Origin of the sequence: Sphingobium aquiterrae, from assembly GCF_037154135.1 — a bacterium.
Taxonomy (GTDB): Bacteria; Pseudomonadota; Alphaproteobacteria; order Sphingomonadales; family Sphingomonadaceae; genus Sphingobium; species Sphingobium aquiterrae.
Genome location: NZ_JBANFL010000003.1, coordinates 83,640 through 100,553, shown reverse-complemented (window position 1 = coordinate 100,553; position 16,914 = coordinate 83,640). Strand labels below are relative to the sequence as shown.

At 67.4% G+C, this 16,914-nt stretch carries 14 protein-coding genes; 9 read left to right on the top strand and 5 right to left on the bottom strand.

Translation table 11 applies throughout. The features are described from left to right. The first annotated feature begins 128 nt into the window (after window positions 1-128). The 3 genes from WFP78_RS04410 to WFP78_RS04400 all read left to right on the top strand — a co-directional run bounded on the left by WFP78_RS04410 (window position 129) and on the right by WFP78_RS04400 (window position 3,558). Complete coding sequence (locus WFP78_RS04410) at window positions 129-1,319, top strand: patatin-like phospholipase family protein (RefSeq protein WP_336959104.1); 1,191 nt, start codon at window positions 129-131, stop codon at window positions 1,317-1,319. Then, entirely contained in the window at window positions 1,316-2,101 is a 786-nt protein-coding gene (locus tag WFP78_RS04405; protein ID WP_336959102.1) for a 3-hydroxybutyrate dehydrogenase, read from the top strand. Before WFP78_RS04410 ends, WFP78_RS04405 begins: the two co-directional genes overlap by 4 nt. A gap of 227 nt (window positions 2,102-2,328) precedes the next feature. After that, window positions 2,329-3,558 (top strand): GGDEF domain-containing protein, encoded by a 1,230-nt coding sequence (locus WFP78_RS04400; protein WP_336959100.1) that lies wholly within the window; start codon window positions 2,329-2,331, stop codon window positions 3,556-3,558. 45 nt (window positions 3,559-3,603) lie between these two features. Here the strand turns inward: WFP78_RS04400 and ppc are convergent, their stop codons facing one another. Continuing rightward, window positions 3,604-6,288 carry a phosphoenolpyruvate carboxylase gene (gene ppc, locus WFP78_RS04395; RefSeq protein WP_336959097.1) on the bottom strand — a complete coding sequence of 895 codons (2,685 nt, stop codon included), beginning with the start codon at window positions 6,286-6,288 and terminating at the stop codon, window positions 3,604-3,606. 227 nt (window positions 6,289-6,515) lie between these two features. Here ppc and WFP78_RS04390 point away from each other — a divergent pair, with 227 nt between their 5' ends. Together WFP78_RS04390 and WFP78_RS04385 are read left to right on the top strand one after the other, a co-directional pair. Further along, entirely contained in the window at window positions 6,516-7,973 is a 1,458-nt protein-coding gene (locus tag WFP78_RS04390; RefSeq protein ID WP_336959095.1) for an ATP-binding protein, read from the top strand. 131 nt (window positions 7,974-8,104) lie between these two features. After that, on the top strand, window positions 8,105-9,163 hold the full coding sequence (locus WFP78_RS04385; RefSeq protein WP_419722916.1) for a S66 peptidase family protein: 1,059 nt from the start codon (window positions 8,105-8,107) through the stop codon (window positions 9,161-9,163). A 306-nt stretch (window positions 9,164-9,469) separates the two neighbouring features. On the opposite strand, the gene WFP78_RS04380 is transcribed toward WFP78_RS04385, so the two are convergent. Beyond that, the gene (locus tag WFP78_RS04380) at window positions 9,470-9,748 is read right to left on the bottom strand and encodes a chorismate mutase (RefSeq protein ID WP_336959093.1); all 279 of its coding nucleotides are present in this window, start codon (window positions 9,746-9,748) and stop codon (window positions 9,470-9,472) included. Window positions 9,749-9,848: 100 nt separating this feature from the next. Here WFP78_RS04380 and WFP78_RS04375 point away from each other — a divergent pair, with 100 nt between their 5' ends. Continuing rightward, window positions 9,849-10,874 carry a polyprenyl synthetase family protein gene (locus tag WFP78_RS04375; RefSeq protein WP_336959091.1) on the top strand — a complete coding sequence of 342 codons (1,026 nt, stop codon included), beginning with the start codon at window positions 9,849-9,851 and terminating at the stop codon, window positions 10,872-10,874. 24 nt (window positions 10,875-10,898) lie between these two features. Continuing rightward, complete coding sequence (locus WFP78_RS04370) at window positions 10,899-11,678, top strand: TSUP family transporter (RefSeq protein ID WP_336959088.1); 780 nt, start codon at window positions 10,899-10,901, stop codon at window positions 11,676-11,678. A gap of 4 nt (window positions 11,679-11,682) precedes the next feature. Here the strand turns inward: WFP78_RS04370 and WFP78_RS04365 are convergent, their stop codons facing one another. Further along, window positions 11,683-12,279, bottom strand: coding sequence for a hypothetical protein (locus tag WFP78_RS04365; RefSeq protein ID WP_336959086.1), 597 nt, complete (start codon window positions 12,277-12,279; stop codon window positions 11,683-11,685). Here WFP78_RS04365 and hrpB point away from each other — a divergent pair. Together hrpB and WFP78_RS04355 are read left to right on the top strand one after the other, a co-directional pair. Further along, entirely contained in the window at window positions 12,263-14,734 is a 2,472-nt protein-coding gene (hrpB, locus tag WFP78_RS04360) for an ATP-dependent helicase HrpB (protein WP_336959084.1), read from the top strand. The genes WFP78_RS04365 and hrpB overlap by 17 nt on opposite strands. Window positions 14,735-14,816: 82 nt before the next feature. Beyond that, complete coding sequence (locus tag WFP78_RS04355) at window positions 14,817-15,095, top strand: ETC complex I subunit (protein WP_336959082.1); 279 nt, start codon at window positions 14,817-14,819, stop codon at window positions 15,093-15,095. Between the two features lie 145 nt (window positions 15,096-15,240). On the opposite strand, the gene ruvX is transcribed toward WFP78_RS04355, so the two are convergent. Beyond that, window positions 15,241-15,708, bottom strand: coding sequence for a Holliday junction resolvase RuvX (ruvX, locus tag WFP78_RS04350; protein WP_336959408.1), 468 nt, complete (start codon window positions 15,706-15,708; stop codon window positions 15,241-15,243). Continuing rightward, entirely contained in the window at window positions 15,705-16,826 is a 1,122-nt protein-coding gene (locus WFP78_RS04345; RefSeq protein ID WP_336959080.1) for a DUF3089 domain-containing protein, read from the bottom strand. Before WFP78_RS04345 ends, ruvX begins: the two co-directional genes overlap by 4 nt. Window positions 16,827-16,914 lie beyond the last annotated feature (88 nt).

Here is a 16,914-nt window from a genome sequence, read left to right as displayed (position 1 = left end):
GCGAAACTGGCGCCAGTGGAAACCGCCCTGCGCGATGCCGCCTGCACGCATGGCCGGGCCATGAAATCTTGTCCATGTGGACAGGAACGATGGCGCAGGCCATGCACTTTGCTGTATTGCGCTGCAATATGAACATCCATACGCAGACTCGCGGCCGGAAGGCCAAATCCTCCATGCCATTGCCGGATCAGGTGGCGCTCCTCTTCCAGGGCGGCGGCGCGCTGGGTTCCTTCCAGGCGGGCGCCTATGAAAAGCTGGACGAACTCGGCATCGATATCGACTGGGTGGCGGGCATTTCCATCGGCGCGGTCAACGCCGCGATCATCGCCGGCAATCCGCCGGGCCAGCGCATGGAAAAGCTGCGCCGCTTCTGGGAGAAGGTGTCCGGCGGCATGCCCAATCTGTGGCTGCCGGACAATGATCATATCCGGGAGGCCGCGCATATGGCGGCGGCGAGCGCGGTCGCGATGTTCGGCGTGCCGGGCATGTTCCGCCCGCACCTGATCCCCGCGCCGTTCATGCCCGAAGGGTCGAAGGGGGCGACCAGTTTCTACGATGCCCAGCCGCTGCGGCAGACGCTGGACGAACTGGTCGACTGGGATCTGCTGAACGACGGCTCCGTGCGCCTTTCGGTGGGCGCGGTGGATGTGGAGAGCGGCAACTTCGCCTATTTCGATACGCGCGGCAAGGATGGCGGACGCGGCGTCAACACGCGCATCGACGCGCGCCATATCATGGCGTCGGGCGCATTGCCGCCCGGCCTGCCCGCGGTCGAGATCGACGGGCGCTATTATTGGGATGGCGGCATCGTCTCCAACACTCCGCTGGCCTATGTGCTGGACCATCAGCGGGAAGACATGCTGGTGTTCCAGGTGGACCTGTTCCCGGCCGAAGGGCCGCTGCCCCGGCAGATGAGCGATGTCTGTTCGCGGCAGAAGGACATCCAGTTCTCCAGCCGGACGCGTCAGGTGACGGACATCTACCTGCGCCTGCGCCGCGAGCACAAGGCGATCCGCGCCGTGCTCAACCACCTGCCCGCCGAGATGTGCGGCGACCCGGAGGTGCAGCGGGTGCGTGCGCTGCTGGACGAGGGCGCGGTCAACATCGTCCATCTCATCTATCGCAGCCGCGCCTGGGAAAGCGGCGCGCGCGATTTCGAATTTTCGCGCGGTACGATGCTGGATCACTGGGGGCAGGGCCGCGACGCCGTGGACGATGTGATGCACAAGGGCGACCTGATCGCCCGCAATATCCTGGATGGCACGAGCGCGACATTCGACCTCGACCGTCCCGATCATCTCAAGGAGAAAAAGGCATGATCCTGAAAGGCAAGACCGCGCTCATCACCGGATCGACCTCCGGCATCGGCCTCGCCTATGCGAAGGTACTGGCGGCCGAAGGGGCGAACATCGTCATCAACGGTTTCGGCGATGCGGGCGCGATCGAGACGGAGCGGCTGGCGCTGGAGGCGGCGAGCGGTGCGAAGGCGCTCTACAGCGGCCATGACCTGACCAAGGTCGACCAGATCGAGGCGATGATGAAGGACGCGGCCGATGCCTTCGGCGGGGTCGACATCCTCATCAACAATGCCGGCATGCAGCATGTCGCCCCGGTCGAGGAATTCCCGCTCGACAAATGGGACCTGATCATCGCGCTCAACCTCAACAGCGCCTTCCACACGACGCGCCTGGCGCTGCCCTATATGAAGGAAAGGAAGTGGGGGCGGCTGATCCAGACGGCATCGGCCCATTCGATGACCGCATCGCCCTTCAAGAGCGCTTATGTGACCGCCAAGCATGGCCTGTTCGGCTTCACCAAGACGGTGGCGCTGGAAACCGCGACCTTCGGCATCACCGCCAACTGTATCTCGCCTGGCTATGTCTGGACCCCGCTGGTGGAAAACCAGATCCCCGACACGATGAAGGCGCGCGGCATGACGCGCGAGCAGGTGATGAACGACGTACTGCTCGCCGGGCAGCCGACCAAGCAGTTCGTGACTGTGGATCAGGTGGCGGCGATGGCGCTGTTCCTGTGCCGCGACGAAGCGGCGAACATCACCGGCGCCAACATGATGGTGGATGGCGGCTGGACCGCGCAATAACCGCGACAGACGAAGCCGGGAGAAAGGCTGGGGCCAAGACCGGGGCCGAGACCGGCGCCCAAGACCGGGCGCCGTCGCGCGGCGCGCGCATGGCCCCGGCCTCCATGCGCCGCGCCCCGGCGGGGGGGGGCAGCGGGCCGCCCCGGCCATGACGCCATCATGCTGAAAGACTTTATTTAGATCAGCCGGTTATGGGGTCCACAGGCCCACCCCCAGGCGATCCATCCATGGTAATCAACGCACTGACAATGCTGCTGCTGACCCTTGGCATTGCGGTGATCGCTGCCGGGTTCCTGGCGTTCGAATGGCGCGTGGTGCAGGACAGGGCGTTGCTGTTCTGGAGCGCCGGTTTCGCGTCCGTCGCGGTGGGATGCGCGATCTCGCCCCTGCGCCTGAACGTCTCGTTCCTGTGGGGCGTGTGGGTGGCCAATGGCCTGCTCATTGCCGCGCATCTGCTGTTCCTCCAGGGCATCGCGCGCTTCGTCGGCCGGCGGCTCCCGCATGGCTGGCTGGTGCCGCTCATGGTCTGGCCGCTTGCCCTGCTGATGCCGATCGGCGGCGACCGCATGCTGGCCTTCCTTGCGCTGAACTCGGTCCTGGTGAGCGTGCTCACGCTGAAGGGCGCGCAATTGCTGCGCGCGTCCGCGGCGCGGGGGGATGCGCCCACCGCCGGGCGCATGGGCGCGGTGTTCCTGTTCCACGGCCTGTTCTATTGCGCCAAGACCATATTGGTGCTGATGCCCGGCGCGTCCGCCAACCTCCTGCAATTCAAGGGGCTGGTGATCCAGCTGTCGCTGTTCGAAGGCATATTGATCGAGGTGCTGCTGGCGCTGATGATGGCGGCCTCCGTTCGCCTGCGCCGGGAATATGAGATCGCGGCGCTGGCGGAGCGTGATCCATTGACGGGGGTGCTGAACCGCCGGGCGTTCAACAGCCGGGCCTCGGTCTGCATTCGCGCGGCGGCGGCCGATGGCGCGGGGGCGTTGATGCTGCTGGATGTCGACCGCTTCAAGTCGGTCAACGATACCCTTGGGCATGGCGTGGGCGACCGGCTGCTGCTCGCGCTGGTGGAGGTGCTGGACCGGCTTCTGCCCGATGGTGCCTTGCTTGCCCGGCTTGGCGGGGACGAATTCGTCATCTTCCTGCCCGATCTGGACAGCAGCGCAACGTCCCGGCTGGGCAATGCGATCTGCGCCGATTTCGCCGGGATTTCCGACCGGTTCCACAATGCCAGGGCGCATACGACCGTCAGCATCGGCATTGCCCTGATGGCGGACGGGCCTGTCGACCTCAGCACGCTGATGGAGCGGGCGGACAACGCCCTTTATGAAGCCAAGCGTCGCGGCCGCAACCAGCTGTGCCTGTGGACATCCATGCCGCTGAAAGTCATCCCCGGCATGGAAGAAGATGAAGTCCCGCCGCCCGCCGCCTTGCGCCTTGTCCGCGTACGGGCATAGCCGTTCCCGCCAGGCCGGGCGCGGCACGGCTCACGCCGCCAGCCATCAGCCGCTGTTGCGCAGCGCGGTCGCGATGGCGTTGATCGACAGTTCGATGCCTTCCTTGATCCGGGCATCGTCCTCGCCCGCGCGGTGGCGCTTGAGCAGTTCCACCTGCAGCAGGTTCAGCGGCTCGATATAGGGCAGGCGCAGGCGGATGGAGGTGTCCAGCGCCGGGTTCTTTTCCAGCAGGCGGGTCTGGTCGGTGGCCTTGAGCAGCCCGTCATGGGCAAGGCGCCAGCCTTCGCGGATGCGGCCGAACATCGCCTCCGCCGCCGCCTGATCCTTGACCAGCGGCAGATATTGCGCGGCGATGCCAAGATCGGATTTCGCCAGCACCATTTCCATATTGCCGAGTGCGGATTGCAGGAACGGCCAATATTGCGCCATGTCGGCCAGCAGCGCCTTGTCCTCGAACCGGTCGAGCGCCTGGCCCACGCCATACCAGCCCGGCAGCATCACCCGCGCCTGTGCCCAGCTGAACACCCAGGGGATGGCGCGCAGATCCTCGATCCGCTTGCTCTTGGTGCGGCTGGCGGGGCGCGATCCGATCTTGAGGCCGGAAATCTCCTGGATGGGCGTCAGCTCGCGGAAGAAATCCTCGAACCCCGCCGTGCCGTAGACGAGGTCGCGATAGGCGGTGAAGGCGGATTTCGACAGCTTGTCCATCGCCTCGGCGAAACGGGTCGCGTCGCGCTGGGACAGTGCCTCGGGTTCCAGAGTGGCGCGGATCGTGGCGCTGGCTGTCGCCTCCAGATTGACCATGGCGACGTCGCGCGTGCCGAATTTGGCGGCGATCACCTCGCCCTGTTCGGTGATGCGGATGCGGCCCTGCACGCTGCCCGGCGGCTGCGCCCGGATCGCGGCATAGGAGGAGCCGCCGCCGCGCCCCACCGCGCCGCCGCGGCCATGGAACAGCTGCATCGCGGTCGAAGCCTTTTCGAACACCGGCTCCAGCGCCCGGCTCGCCTGGAACAGCCCCCAGGTGGAGGTGATGTAGCCGCCATCCTTGTTGCTGTCCGAATAGCCGATCATCACTTCCTGATGGCCGCGCGTCTTCACCAGGCCGCCGATCTCCGGCAGGCCGAAATAGGCGGACATCACGGCGGGCGCGTTCTCCAGATCCTCGATCGTCTCGAACAGCGGCACCGCCATCACCGGCGCGACGGGCGGGGTGTCGCCATTGGCGGCGCGCCACAGGCCCGCTTCCTTCAGGACGATGTTGACCTCCAGCAGGTCGGACACGCTGGTCGCCTTGCTGATGATATAATGGGTGATGCATTGCGGGCCGTAGGTGTCGAGCGCCTCCGCCGCCGCGCGCACAATCTCCAGTTCCGACGCGGTTTCCTCGCTATAGTCGAAATTGCGGGCGCCCAGTGGCCGGTTGGTCGCAAGCTCGCGGCGGAGCAGGGCGATGCGGGCCAGTTCGTCCAGCCCGGCATAGTCCGCCTCCACCCCGGCGACCTTCAGCAACTCGGCCACCACGCGCTCATGCACGTCGCTGTTCTGCCGCATGTCGAGCGTGGCGAGGTGGAAGCCGAAGGTTTCGACCGCGCGGATCAGCCGGCCCAGCGCGCCGCCAGTCGACAGCGTGCCGTCTCCCTCGCCCGCCAGCCCCTGCGCGACGGTGACAAGGTCGCGGCGGAAGGCGGCGGGATCGTCATAGGGCGCCCCGGCCAGGCGGGAGGGGCGCGGCGGCGGGCCGCCCGTCAGCTTTTCATAGGTGACGCTCAGCCGCGCATAGATGCCGGAAATGGCGCGGCGATAGGGCTCGTCCTGCCGGCTCGGCGAATTGTCGCCGCTGGCCTGCGCCAGCGCCAGCACATCGTCGGAGACATGCGCCAGCTCGGTGGACAGCGAGAGTTCGGCGCCCAGCGCATGCAGGGAATCGAGATAATAAGCGAGCGCCCGCTCGCAGGCGCGGGAGAGGGCGCTTTTCAGCTGCGGCGCCTGCACATAGGGGTTGCCGTCCCGGTCGCCGCCGATCCAGCTGCCCACGCGCAGGAAGCTTTGCGGCCGCGCGCCCAGCACCCGCTCCCAGCGCGCATACAGGGCAGGGAGCACGGGCAGGAAGGTGTCGGTGAAATAGGCAAGGACGTTGTCGATCTCATCCTGCACATATAGCCGCTCGCGGCGCAGCGGGCGGGTCTGCCACAGCAGCGCGATCTGGCGGGAAATCGCCTCGTCCACGCGCTCGCCATTGTCGGTTTCCAGCGTGCCCGCGTCGCGCATCAGCATCAGGTCGGCGATGCGGTTCTTGTGGTCGATCATGCTCTTGCGCCGCACCTCGGTCGGGTGGGCGGTGAGCACGGGGACGATCAGCGAACGGTCGAGCAGCGCCATCACCGCGTCGCGGCCGATGCCCTGGTCCTCCAGCGCGGCGATGGCGGAGGCCAGGTCGGCGCCCGGTTCTATGGCCACGCCCTGCCGGTCTTCCGCCAGATTGGCCAGCATCGAAAACAGCATGAAGCCGCGCACGAAGGACAGGGTGTCGTCCAGGCCGAGCGCGCCCAGGCCGGTATCGACCAGATCGGCCCCCGCGACCCCGCGCGCGCGATCGACCGAGGCCGAGCGGATATATTCCGTCTGCCGGTACAGCTGGTCGCCGCCATAGGCACGGATCACATTGCCGAGCAGGCGGCCAAGGTAGCGGATATCGGGATTCTGGCTGACGGAAGGTGCTGTCGACATGGTCAGATGCTGCATCGCAACAGGGCCTGGGTCAAGGGAAGATTGCGGGGCTGCGCAATCGATTGCGCGAGCAATTACAGGGGCATTGCAGGAGTGATCGTCCAGCCATCGCCATGCATTCGGCCGCTGTTGCATGGGCCTCCCGTGGCGTGCGTCGCGGGCCCGCTCCCTGCCGATTGCACGTGCCGCCTCTTGCCTGACGGCGCATCGCCCGGCAAAGCGGGAGCGTGACAGCCGGAATCGAGATAGGAACGGACGCAACGGGCAACCCCGTGCGCGTGGACGTGGAAGAATTGCTCGCCACCCGCCTGCTCGTGCAGGGCAATTCAGGGTCGGGAAAGTCGCATCTGCTGCGCCGCCTGCTGGAGGAAAGCGCGGCATTGGTGCAGCAGGTGGTGATCGACCCGGAGGGGGATTTCGTCACGCTGTGCGATGCCTTCGGCCATATAGAGATCGACGCGGGCAGCTATAATGAGCGCGAGATCGGGCGAATCGCCACGCGCATCCGCGAACATCGCGCGTCCGTGGTGCTGAACCTGGAGCAGCTGGAGATCGACGCGCAGATGAAATGCGCCGCGATCTTCCTCAACGCCCTGTTCGACGCCCCGCGTGAGCATTGGTATCCCGTGCTGGTGGTGGTGGACGAGGCGCAGATGTTTGCCCCCGCCGCCGCCGGCGATGTGTCCGACGAAGCCCGCCGCGTCAGCCTTGCGGCGATGACCAACCTCATGTGCCGCGGGCGCAAGCGCGGCCTTGCCGGGGTGATCGCGACGCAGCGGCTGGCGAAGCTTGCCAAGAATGTCGCGGCCGAAGCGTCGAACTTCCTGATGGGCCGCACCTTCCTGGATATCGACATGGCCCGCGCCGCCGACCTGCTGGGCATGGAGCGGCGACAGGCCGAGCAGATCCGCGATCTTGAGCGCGGCCGCTTCCTGGCGCTTGGCCCCGCCGTCTGCCGCCGCCCGGTGTCGGTGCGGATCGGCGCGGTGAAGACGGGGGGCAAGGGCGGCACGCACAAGCTGATGCCGCTGCCCACCGCGTCCAGCGACGATGTGCAGGCGATGCTCTTCACCCGGATCGAGGATGCGCCGCTGCCCCGCGCCGAGCCTGAACAGCGCGCGCCCGCCGCCGACGATCTGATCCGCTCCCTCTCCGCGCCCGACCTTTCCATGCCGGTCACGCGGGACGATGGCCCGCCGCCGCCCGACGAGGTGGAGCGCGAGGCGGCGATCCGCGCCGTGCTGGAGGAGATGGTGGCCGATCTGGGCGCCTCCACCCCCTCCGACTCGGTGCTGTACCAGGATTTCGCGGTGCGGTGCCGGATGCGCCGGCTGGCGAAGGTGCCGCTGGACCTCACCGCATTCCGACGCCGCATGGCGATGGCGCGGGCGGGGCTGCTGGACGAGCATGATCCGCGCTGGGAACCGGCGCTGCGCGTGTCCGCCCGCCTGCCCGAAGACATGCTCGCGCCCTTCCTGCTTATCGCCCGCGCGGCGATGGAGGGGCGGGCCTGCCCCGACGATGACGCGCTGGGCCGCGCCTATGGCACCAGTTCGCCGGGCCGCGTGCGCCGCCTGATCGAATATATGGAAAAGCAGGGCGTCGTCGTCGCGCGCACCGATTTTGGCGGGCGCCGCTCCATCGCGGTGCCCGATCTGGGGCTGAGCACGGCGGCGGGGGAATAGCGCGCGATCCCGTCATTGCTGAAAGCTCGTGCCCCTGCGAAAGCAGGAGCCCGGGGTTGGGTGCGAGACTGTGATCCTGGGCTCCTGCTTTCGCAGGAGCACTGCGCGCCGGGGTTTGGGAGAAGCAGGTGATGATCGATCGGCGTGATGCGATGGCGGCGGCCCTGGTGACGTTGAGCGGACTGGCGGCGGCCATGGCGCTGCCTCTCGATGCCCTCACCGCCGCCAGCCCTCCGCGGACCGTCCGCAAATCGCCCCGGCTGCGGCCCGGTGACATGGTGGGGCTCATCGAGCCGGCCGGTTTCACCAACGATGCCTTCGACCTTGCCATGCTGTCCGACAGCATCCGCGCCATGGGGCTTGTCCCAAAACCCGCGCCGCATCTGATGGCGCGCTACGGCTATCTGGCGGGGGAGGACAAGGCGCGCGCGGCGGATGTGAACGCGATGTTCGCCGACAAGGATGTACGCGCGATCTTCGCGGTGCGCGGCGGGTGGGGCTGCGCGCGCATCCTGCCGCTGCTCGACTGGGACGTGATCCGCGCCAACCCCAAGCTGCTCATCGGTTTCAGCGACATCACCGCCCTGCATCTGGCCATCGCCGCGAAGGCGGGCTTCACCACCATCCATGGCCCCAATGCCGCGAGCAGCTGGGGCAGGCTGTCATGGGATTCGTTCCGCGCCCTGGCCTTCGATGCCGGCACGCCGCTCTACAGCCCGTCGCCGCTTGTCGAAGACCGGCTCGCCCCGCGCAACGGCATCCGCACCTTCCGCCCCGGCAAGGCGAGCGGGCGGCTGCTGGGCGGCAACCTCACCGTGCTCTCCGCGCTGGTCGGCACGCCCTGGCTGCCCGATTTCGACGGCGCGATCCTGTTCATCGAAGACACGGACGAAGCCGAATATCGCATCGACCGGATGCTGACGCAGCTGACGCTCGCCGGCATATTGGGCAAGGTGGCGGGCGTTGCCTTCGGCCAATGCACGGACTGCAAGGCGGTCGGCGGCAGCAACTATGGCGGCTTCACCCTGTCGCAGGTACTGGACCAGCATCTGGCACCGCTGGGCGTCCCCGCCTTTCAGGGCGCGATGTTCGGCCATGTCGCCAACCAGATCAGCCTGCCCATGGGCATCCCGGCGGAAATCGACGCGGCGGCGGGGACGATCAGGATATTGGAACCGGCGGTGGTTTGAGGGCGGGTTGCGAGCACTTGCGGACATTTCCTTTTGTCATCCTGAACGTGTTTCAGGATCTATCCAACCTTCTCAGCCACTGCCTGTGGGGAGAAATGGATGCTGAAACAAGTTCAGCATGACGGGTGGAAAGGGAAGTCAGCGACCCACCCCCTGCCGTCATGCCGGGCTTGACACGGCATCCATTGGCTCCGCGCTTGCACGTCCAAGGGAAGGTTGAGGCTCATGGGCCCCGGATCAAGTCCGGCATGACGGCAGGGGAAATGGCGGTTTCCTCCCCTCGCTATCATCCAACGATATCCGCCCTTACCCCTCGCGCAACCGCTCATGATGGCGGATCACCTCGTCGATGATGAAGCGCAGGAATTTCTCGGTGAAGTCGGGGTCCAGTTGCGCGTCGGCGGCCAGCTGGCGCAGGCGGGCGATCTGGCGTTCCTCGCGGCCTGGATCGGCCGGGGGCAGATCGTGAGTCGCCTTATATTCGCCCACCGCCTGGGTGATCTTGAACCGCTCCGCCAGCATGCAAACCAAGGCTGCATCGATATTATCGATGCTCTGGCGGTAGCGTTGCAACGTCTCGTCCACGGCGGTCTCCCTCAAACAGGGCGCTTTTTGCCGGATCGGGCGGCTTAGGCAAGCTATTCCGCTTGCCAATCCGGCTTGCAGTCGCCACTTGTGCGCTGTCATGACCGTTACGACCCCAGCCAATGTCGTGCCCTTGCGCCGCGACACCGCGCCTTCGCTTGAACCGATGATCGCGCTGGTCGCGCAGGATATGAACAGCATCAATGCCGTGATCCTGGACCGGATGCAGTCGCGCATCCCCCTGATCCCGGAACTGGCCGGCCATCTGATCGCCGGCGGTGGCAAGCGGATGCGGCCGATGCTGACGCTCGCCTGTGCCAGGCTGCTGGATTATTCGGGCTCACGCCATCACAAGCTGGCCGCCGCCGTGGAATTCATCCACACCGCCACGCTGCTGCACGACGATGTCGTGGACGGCTCCGGCCTGCGCCGTGGCCGCAAGACCGCCAACATCATCTGGGGCAACAGCGCCAGCGTGCTGGTGGGCGACTTCCTCTTCTCCCGCTCGTTCGAGCTGATGGTCGAGGATGGATCGCTCAAGGTCCTGAAAATCCTCTCCAATGCCTCCGCCGTGATCGCCGAGGGCGAGGTGAACCAGCTCACCGCCCAGCGCCGGATCGAGACCAGCGAAGAACAATATCTCGACATCATCGGGGCGAAGACCGCCGCGCTGTTCGCCGCCGCCTGCCGCATCGCCGCCGTGGTGGCGGAGCGCGACATCGCGCAGGAAGAGGCGCTGGACAGCTATGGTCGCAACCTGGGCATCGCGTTCCAGCTGGTGGACGACGCTATCGACTATGAGTCGGACGGCGCGACCATGGGCAAGGATGCGGGCGACGATTTCCGCGACGGCAAGGTGACGCTGCCCGTCATCCTCGCCTATGCGCGCGGCAGCGAGGAGGAGCGCAGCTTCTGGCGCGCCGCGATTTCCGGGCACAAGACGTCGGACGAGGATCTGGCGCATGCGACGGACCTGCTGCACCGCCATGACGCGATTGCCGACACACTGGCCCGCGCCCGCTTCTATGGCCAGCGCGCCATCGATTCGCTGGGCCGCTTCGCCAATGGACAGGCCAAGGATGCCCTGATCGAGGCCGTGGAGTTCGCCATTGCGCGCGCCTACTGACGCGCGCTTCATGACAGTTGCACGATGACATTGGCGCCGGAGACCATCGTCTTCCTGACGGGCGCGGCGATGACGGCCAGCTGCATCGACGCGATGGCGGGCGGCGGCGGGCTCATCACGCTGCCCTCGCTGATGGCGGCGGGCATTCCGCCGGTGCAGGCGGTGGCGACCAACAAGCTGCAATCCAGCATCGGCACCTTCGGCACCTGCATCGCCTATGCGCGGGCCGGGCATATGGACCTGCGCCGCTATAAATGGCCGGTGGCGGCCGCCTTTGTGGGGTCTGTGGGCGGCGCCTGGCTGCTCCAGCGGGTCAGCCCGTCGATCCTCGGCCCGCTGATGCCGGCGCTGCTGATCACCATCGCCGTCTATTTCACCTTCTCGCCGCGCCTGGGCGACAATGACAAGCACAGCCGCGTCGGCATGGTGGGGCTCAGCCTGCTGGTTGGCGCCGTCGGTTTCTATGACGGTTTCTTCGGCCCCGGCGCAGGCGCCTTCTACACCACCATCTTCCTGGCGCTGGGCGGCCTCAGCCTGATGCGCGCCACCGCGCAGACCAAGGCGGCGAACCTTGCCAGCAACCTCGCCGGCCTGCTCACCATGATCCATGGCGGCCATGTGCTCTGGATCGCGGGGCTCGCCATGGCCTGCGGCAGCGTGATCGGCGGGCAGATCGGCTCCCACATGGCGATGCGCTTCGGCCGCCACCTCATCAAGCCGCTGCTGATCGTGATGTCCCTCGCACTGACCGCCAAGATGCTGATCGACCCGAAGAACCCGATCCATATTTATTTGTTTGGGTAGGGGATTAGAACCAGTTGGGTGCCTGATCGGTGAAGCCGAAATAGGCGATGGTCCACCCCTTGGCCGAACGGACGAAATCAAATTCCCAGCGTGTCACCATGTCGCGATGCTGCGCGAACCAATATTGGCGCAGCAGCATCGTTCCCTGTGAGTCCATGCTTGCGAGTTCATGGCCAGAGATCGGACCATAAATCTTTTCGGCAGCCTGCACCTGCGCCAGCAGTTGTTCCTTCACCCCGGTCTTGTTGGCCCAGAGCGGTGAGGAAGCGATAATGCCGTCCAGGGCTTTTTCAGCTTGGCTGCTTTCTATCAGTGAAAAGAATGTCTCAATTTGCTTGTTGACCTCGGCTGGGGCAGTGATGTCGGGCGCGGATGGCTTGGTCGCTGCCATGGCCGGCGCGGGAAGCTGAGCTGCCACAGCCGCTAATGTCAGAAAAACAGATCGAAATATCATCATTGCCCCCAATTGATGCGGCCATGCTAGCGCCTGCCTGCCAGAAGCGCCAGCGCGGCGCCGTGGATGCTCCACCGGAAAATTACCGGGGGATTGCGGCGCGGGGCGATTGGCGCGATTGGGGGCGGCGATGACCAGCCTGCCCATCCACGCCATATTGCCCGATCTGCTGGCGTGCCTGCGCGTGCGCAGCAATGCCGTGCTGGTCGCGCCGCCGGGCGCGGGCAAGACGACGGCGGTGGCGCCGGCGCTGCTGGGGGAAGACTGGTGCACGGGCCAAATTCTGCTGCTGTCGCCGCGCAGGCTGGCGGCGCGGGCGGCGGCGGAGCGGATCGCGCAGCAGATGGGGGAGCAGCCGGGCGGCACGGTGGGCTATGCGACGCGCATGGACAGCCTCCAGTCGGCGCAGACCCGCATCCTCGTCCTCACCGAGGGGATTTTCCGCAACCGCATTCAGGATGATCCGGAACTTTCGGGCGTCTCCGCCGTGCTGTTCGATGAAGTGCATGAACGCAGCCTCGACAGCGATTTCGGCCTTGCCCTCGCGCTGGATGCCCAGGCGGCGCTGCGGCCGGACCTGCGCCTGCTCGCCATGTCCGCCACGCTGGACGGCGCGCGTTTCGCCGCGCTGATGCGGGAGGAGGGCGTGCCCGGCGACGCTCCCGTCATCGAGAGCGAGGGGCGTATCCAGCCGCTGGCGCTGCGCCATATCGGCCGATCCGCCACCGCGCGGATCGAGGATGAGATGGCCGCCGCCATCCGCCGCGCGCTGGCGGAGGAGGGGGAAGGCGACATCCTCGCCTTCCTGCCCGGCGTGGCGGAGATCGAGCGGACGGCGGAGCGGCTGGAGACGGTCGGCGGCGTCACGCTCCATCGCCTGCACGGATCGCTGGAACCCGCCGACCAGCGCGCCGCGATCCGTCCCGACGCACAGGGGCGGCGCAAGATCATCCTCGCCACTAGCATCGCCGAGACCAGCCTGACCATAGATGGCGTGCGGATCGTGGTGGACAGCGGCCTTGCCCGCCGCCCGCGCTATGACCGGGCCGCCGGTGTCACGCGCCTTGTCACCGAAAAGGCCAGTCAGGCCGCCGTCACCCAGCGCGCGGGCCGCGCCGCGCGGCAGCGGCCGGGCGTCGCCTATCGCCTGTGGGAGGCGGGCGCCAATGCCGGCCTGCCGCCTTTCGATCCGCCGGAAATCCTGGAAAGCGACCTTTCCGCACTGCTGCTCGATTGCGCGCAATGGGGTGTGGCGGACCCGGCGAGCCTGCGCTGGATCGATCCGCCGCCCGCCGCAGCGCTCAGCGAGGCGAGGATGCGCCTCCACGCGCTGGAAGCCCTTGATGAGGATGGCCGGATCACTGCCCATGGCCGTGCCATTGGCCGCCTGCCGCTGGCGCCGCGCATCGCCCATATGCTGATCCGGGCCGGCGAACGGGGCATGGCGCGGACGGCGACGGAGGTCGCCGTGCTGCTGGGCGAGCGTGGCCTTGGCGGGAGCGACACCGACCTCACCCTGCGCCGCCGTCGCTGGCGGCAGGAGGGCGGCAAGCGTGCGGAGGCCGGGCGCGGCCTTGCCAAGCGTTGGGCGCGGATGGCGCAAGGTGAAAAGGGGAAGGATGATGCGCAGGAGGGCGAGGACGCGGTGGGCCTCTGCCTCGCGCTCGCCTTCCCGGATCGGGTGGCGAAGCGGCGCTCCGCCGATGGCGCGGAATGGATCAGCATCGGCGGGCGCGGTTTCCGCCTCGATCCGCTGAGCCCGCTGGCGCGCGAGCCGTGGCTGGCGGTGGGCGAGGTGCAGGGGAGCGCGGCGGGCGCGCGCATCCTGTCGGCCGCGCCGCTGGACGAGGCGGCGGTGCTGGCGCTGTTTCCGCACCGGATTGAAGAGCGCAAGGTCGTGCGCTTCCGCCCCGAAACCGGCGGGGTCGAGACCTTGAGGGAGCGGCGGATCGGCGCGGTCAGGCTTTCCAGCGGCCCGGATGACCGGCCCGACCCGGGCGCCATCGTCGCTGCGCTGACAGAGGGCGTGCGCACGGGTGGGCTCGACCTGCTGCCCTGGTCGGAGGCCGCCCGCGCGCTGCGCACCCGCGCCGCCTTTGCGGGGGAGGCGACGCTGTCCGATCCGGCGCTGATGGAGAGTCTCGACGACTGGCTGCCGTCGCTGCTCGCCGGCCGCCGTCGCCTGTCCGACATTGATCGTTCCGCGCTGTCGGGCATGCTGGAGGGGCTGCTCGGCTGGGATGTGAAGCAGCGGATCGACCGGCTCGCCCCGCCCGAATTCCGTTCGCCCGCCGGCAGCCACCACGCCATCGACTATGGTGCGGAAGGCGGACCGCGCGTGGAATTGCGGGTGCAGGCGCTGTTCGGTCTGGCCGAGCATCCGGTGGTGGGCGCGGAGCGCATCCCGCTGGTGCTCAGCCTGACATCGCCGGCCGGCCGGCCGATCCAGACGACGCGCGACCTGCCCGGTTTCTGGGCCGGCAGCTGGACGGAGATCGCCAAGGAGATGCGCGGCCGCTATCCCCGGCACCCCTGGCCGGACGATCCGACGGCGGCCCCGGCCACATTGCGCACGAAAAGGGCCGACATGCGCGGGAAATGATCGCGCGCGAATCTTGACGGCCCCGGTCTGCTGGGGCAACGGGGAGGGCGAGCACTGCCCAAGCCATATTCGGAGTCACAGCGTGAGCGCGCGTATCTATCAGATCCCCAAGAACGCCATGCAGTCCGGCAAGGCCCTTACCCACACATGGCTGCTGGAATATGTGCCGACGGAAGCCAAGCAGGCCGATCCGCTGACCGGCTGGGCCGGCTCTGGCGACATGCAGCAGCAACTGCGCCTGACCTTCCCCAGTGCCGACGCGGCCAGGGCCTATGCGGAAAAGAACGCCATCCCCTACACGCTGATCCCGACCGTGCCCAAGGCGCTGAAGATTCAGGCCTACGCCGACAATTTCCGCTGATCGCGCGCTGGCCGGCTGATCGCCGGCCGGTATCTACACGATCGCCTTTCCGCGGCGCTCACGGGGGCAGGGGGCGGTCTTGCGCGGGAGCGGCACGGCGTCCGGTGGCTGTTCAGGCCATGATAGGTGCCAAGGAACGGGGCGATCAGTCCCAACCCGCCATCAGCCCGTCGATTGCGCCCTGCAGGATGTAGCTCGCCGCCAGCTTGTCCACCAGCACGTCGCGGCGGGCGCGGCTGGCGTCCGCTTCCAGCAGGGTGCGGGTGACGGCGGCGGTCGACCAGCGCTCGTCCCACAGGAATATCGGCACGCCAAGGTCGGCGACATTGCGGGCGAAAGCGCGCGAGGCCTGGCTGCGCGGCGATTCGCCGCCATCCATGTTGAGCGGCAGGCCGATGACCATGCCCTTCACCTGCTGCTGCCCCATGAAGTCGCGCAGCACCGCCTTGTCGCGGGTGAACTTGCCGCGATTGATGGTGTGCGCCGGGCTCGCGATCGACCAGCCGGCGTCGCACAGCGCAAGGCCGATGGTCTTGGTGCCCACGTCCAGCCCGATCAGCCGCCCGCCATGGGGCAGGGCGGTGCGGAAGGCTGCGCGGTCGGCGGTGATCAGCGTTTCAGAAATGTGGAGAGCCTTTCGGTGGCGTCGCGCCGCACATTCTCCCAGAACAGCGCATAGTCATAGACATGATAGTTGTTGCCGGGCAGCGCCGCCGCACCCACAGCGGGCGGATCGCCGATCAGCAGGAAGCCGCGCGCGTCGCAGCGGGCGGGAACGGCGTGGGGCACCAGCTTTTCGGGCGTGCCCTGCATGCTGTCCACCAGCGTGCCCAGATTCTGCGTCGCGGCCGCCGCGCTGTCGCGTGAGCCGGTCAGCGGATTGACGCACAGCATCTTCGTGCCCTTGCGCGACTGGCCGTTGAAGCCGGGCACCGCGTCATAGACGCCGACGACGGCGGAAGGATCGGCCGGTTCGGCAAAGCTCTGCCAGCTGAGGATACAGCCGGCCTCGCCCCGCATGGTGCAGCCGGGCAGGCCGAGCGCCGGCAGGTCCGCCGTCACGGACACCGGCCAGCCGACCACATAGGCCGCCGCGACTCGGCCTGCGACCGGGTGTCCCGCCACCTTTTCCCGGAGCAGGCGGAGCAGGTGCAGCGACCCCTGGCTATGCCCCGCCAATATGATCGGGCCGGTCGGGTTGGCCTTCAGGAAGGCGTCGAATGCGGCGGAAACATCCGTATAGGCGGCGTCCAGCGCCTGTTTCGCTTGCGGCTGCGGCGTCAGGAACGCGCCCAGATGCGCCTGGCGATAGCGCGGCGCCCAGACGTCGCCCGCCGCGGTGAAGGCGCTGGACTGACCTTTGAGGAAGTTGATCGCGGTGGCGCTGCCGTCCTTGTCGGTCAGCGGCATGTTCCATTGGGCGATGTTGAACGCGGCGAAATAGGATGTCGGGTGGATGAAGAAGATGGCGGCCCTTGGCTCCGCAGGTTTCACCGCCAGCGCCCCCTGCGGCGTCCACAGCGCGGGATTGCCCTTTGCGATGCCGGGGCGGGCATACCACATGTCCGTCCGGTCATAGGCATCGGGGCCGGTGGGCCGGGGCTGCTCGAACGCGGTTTTCGGGATCATCACGGCGGAAATCAGCCGTTGTCCGAACAGCCGATAGGTCAGCGCCGAAGCAAGCGTGAGCACGATCAGGACCGCGACGACATACAGGAACTTCCTTGCCAAGCGGGCTCTCCCTTCATTGTGCCGGGCGCCGATCCCCTGTCAGAGCGCCTCTCCCAACGCCTTTTACGCGCTGCAGGGGCCTTCGATG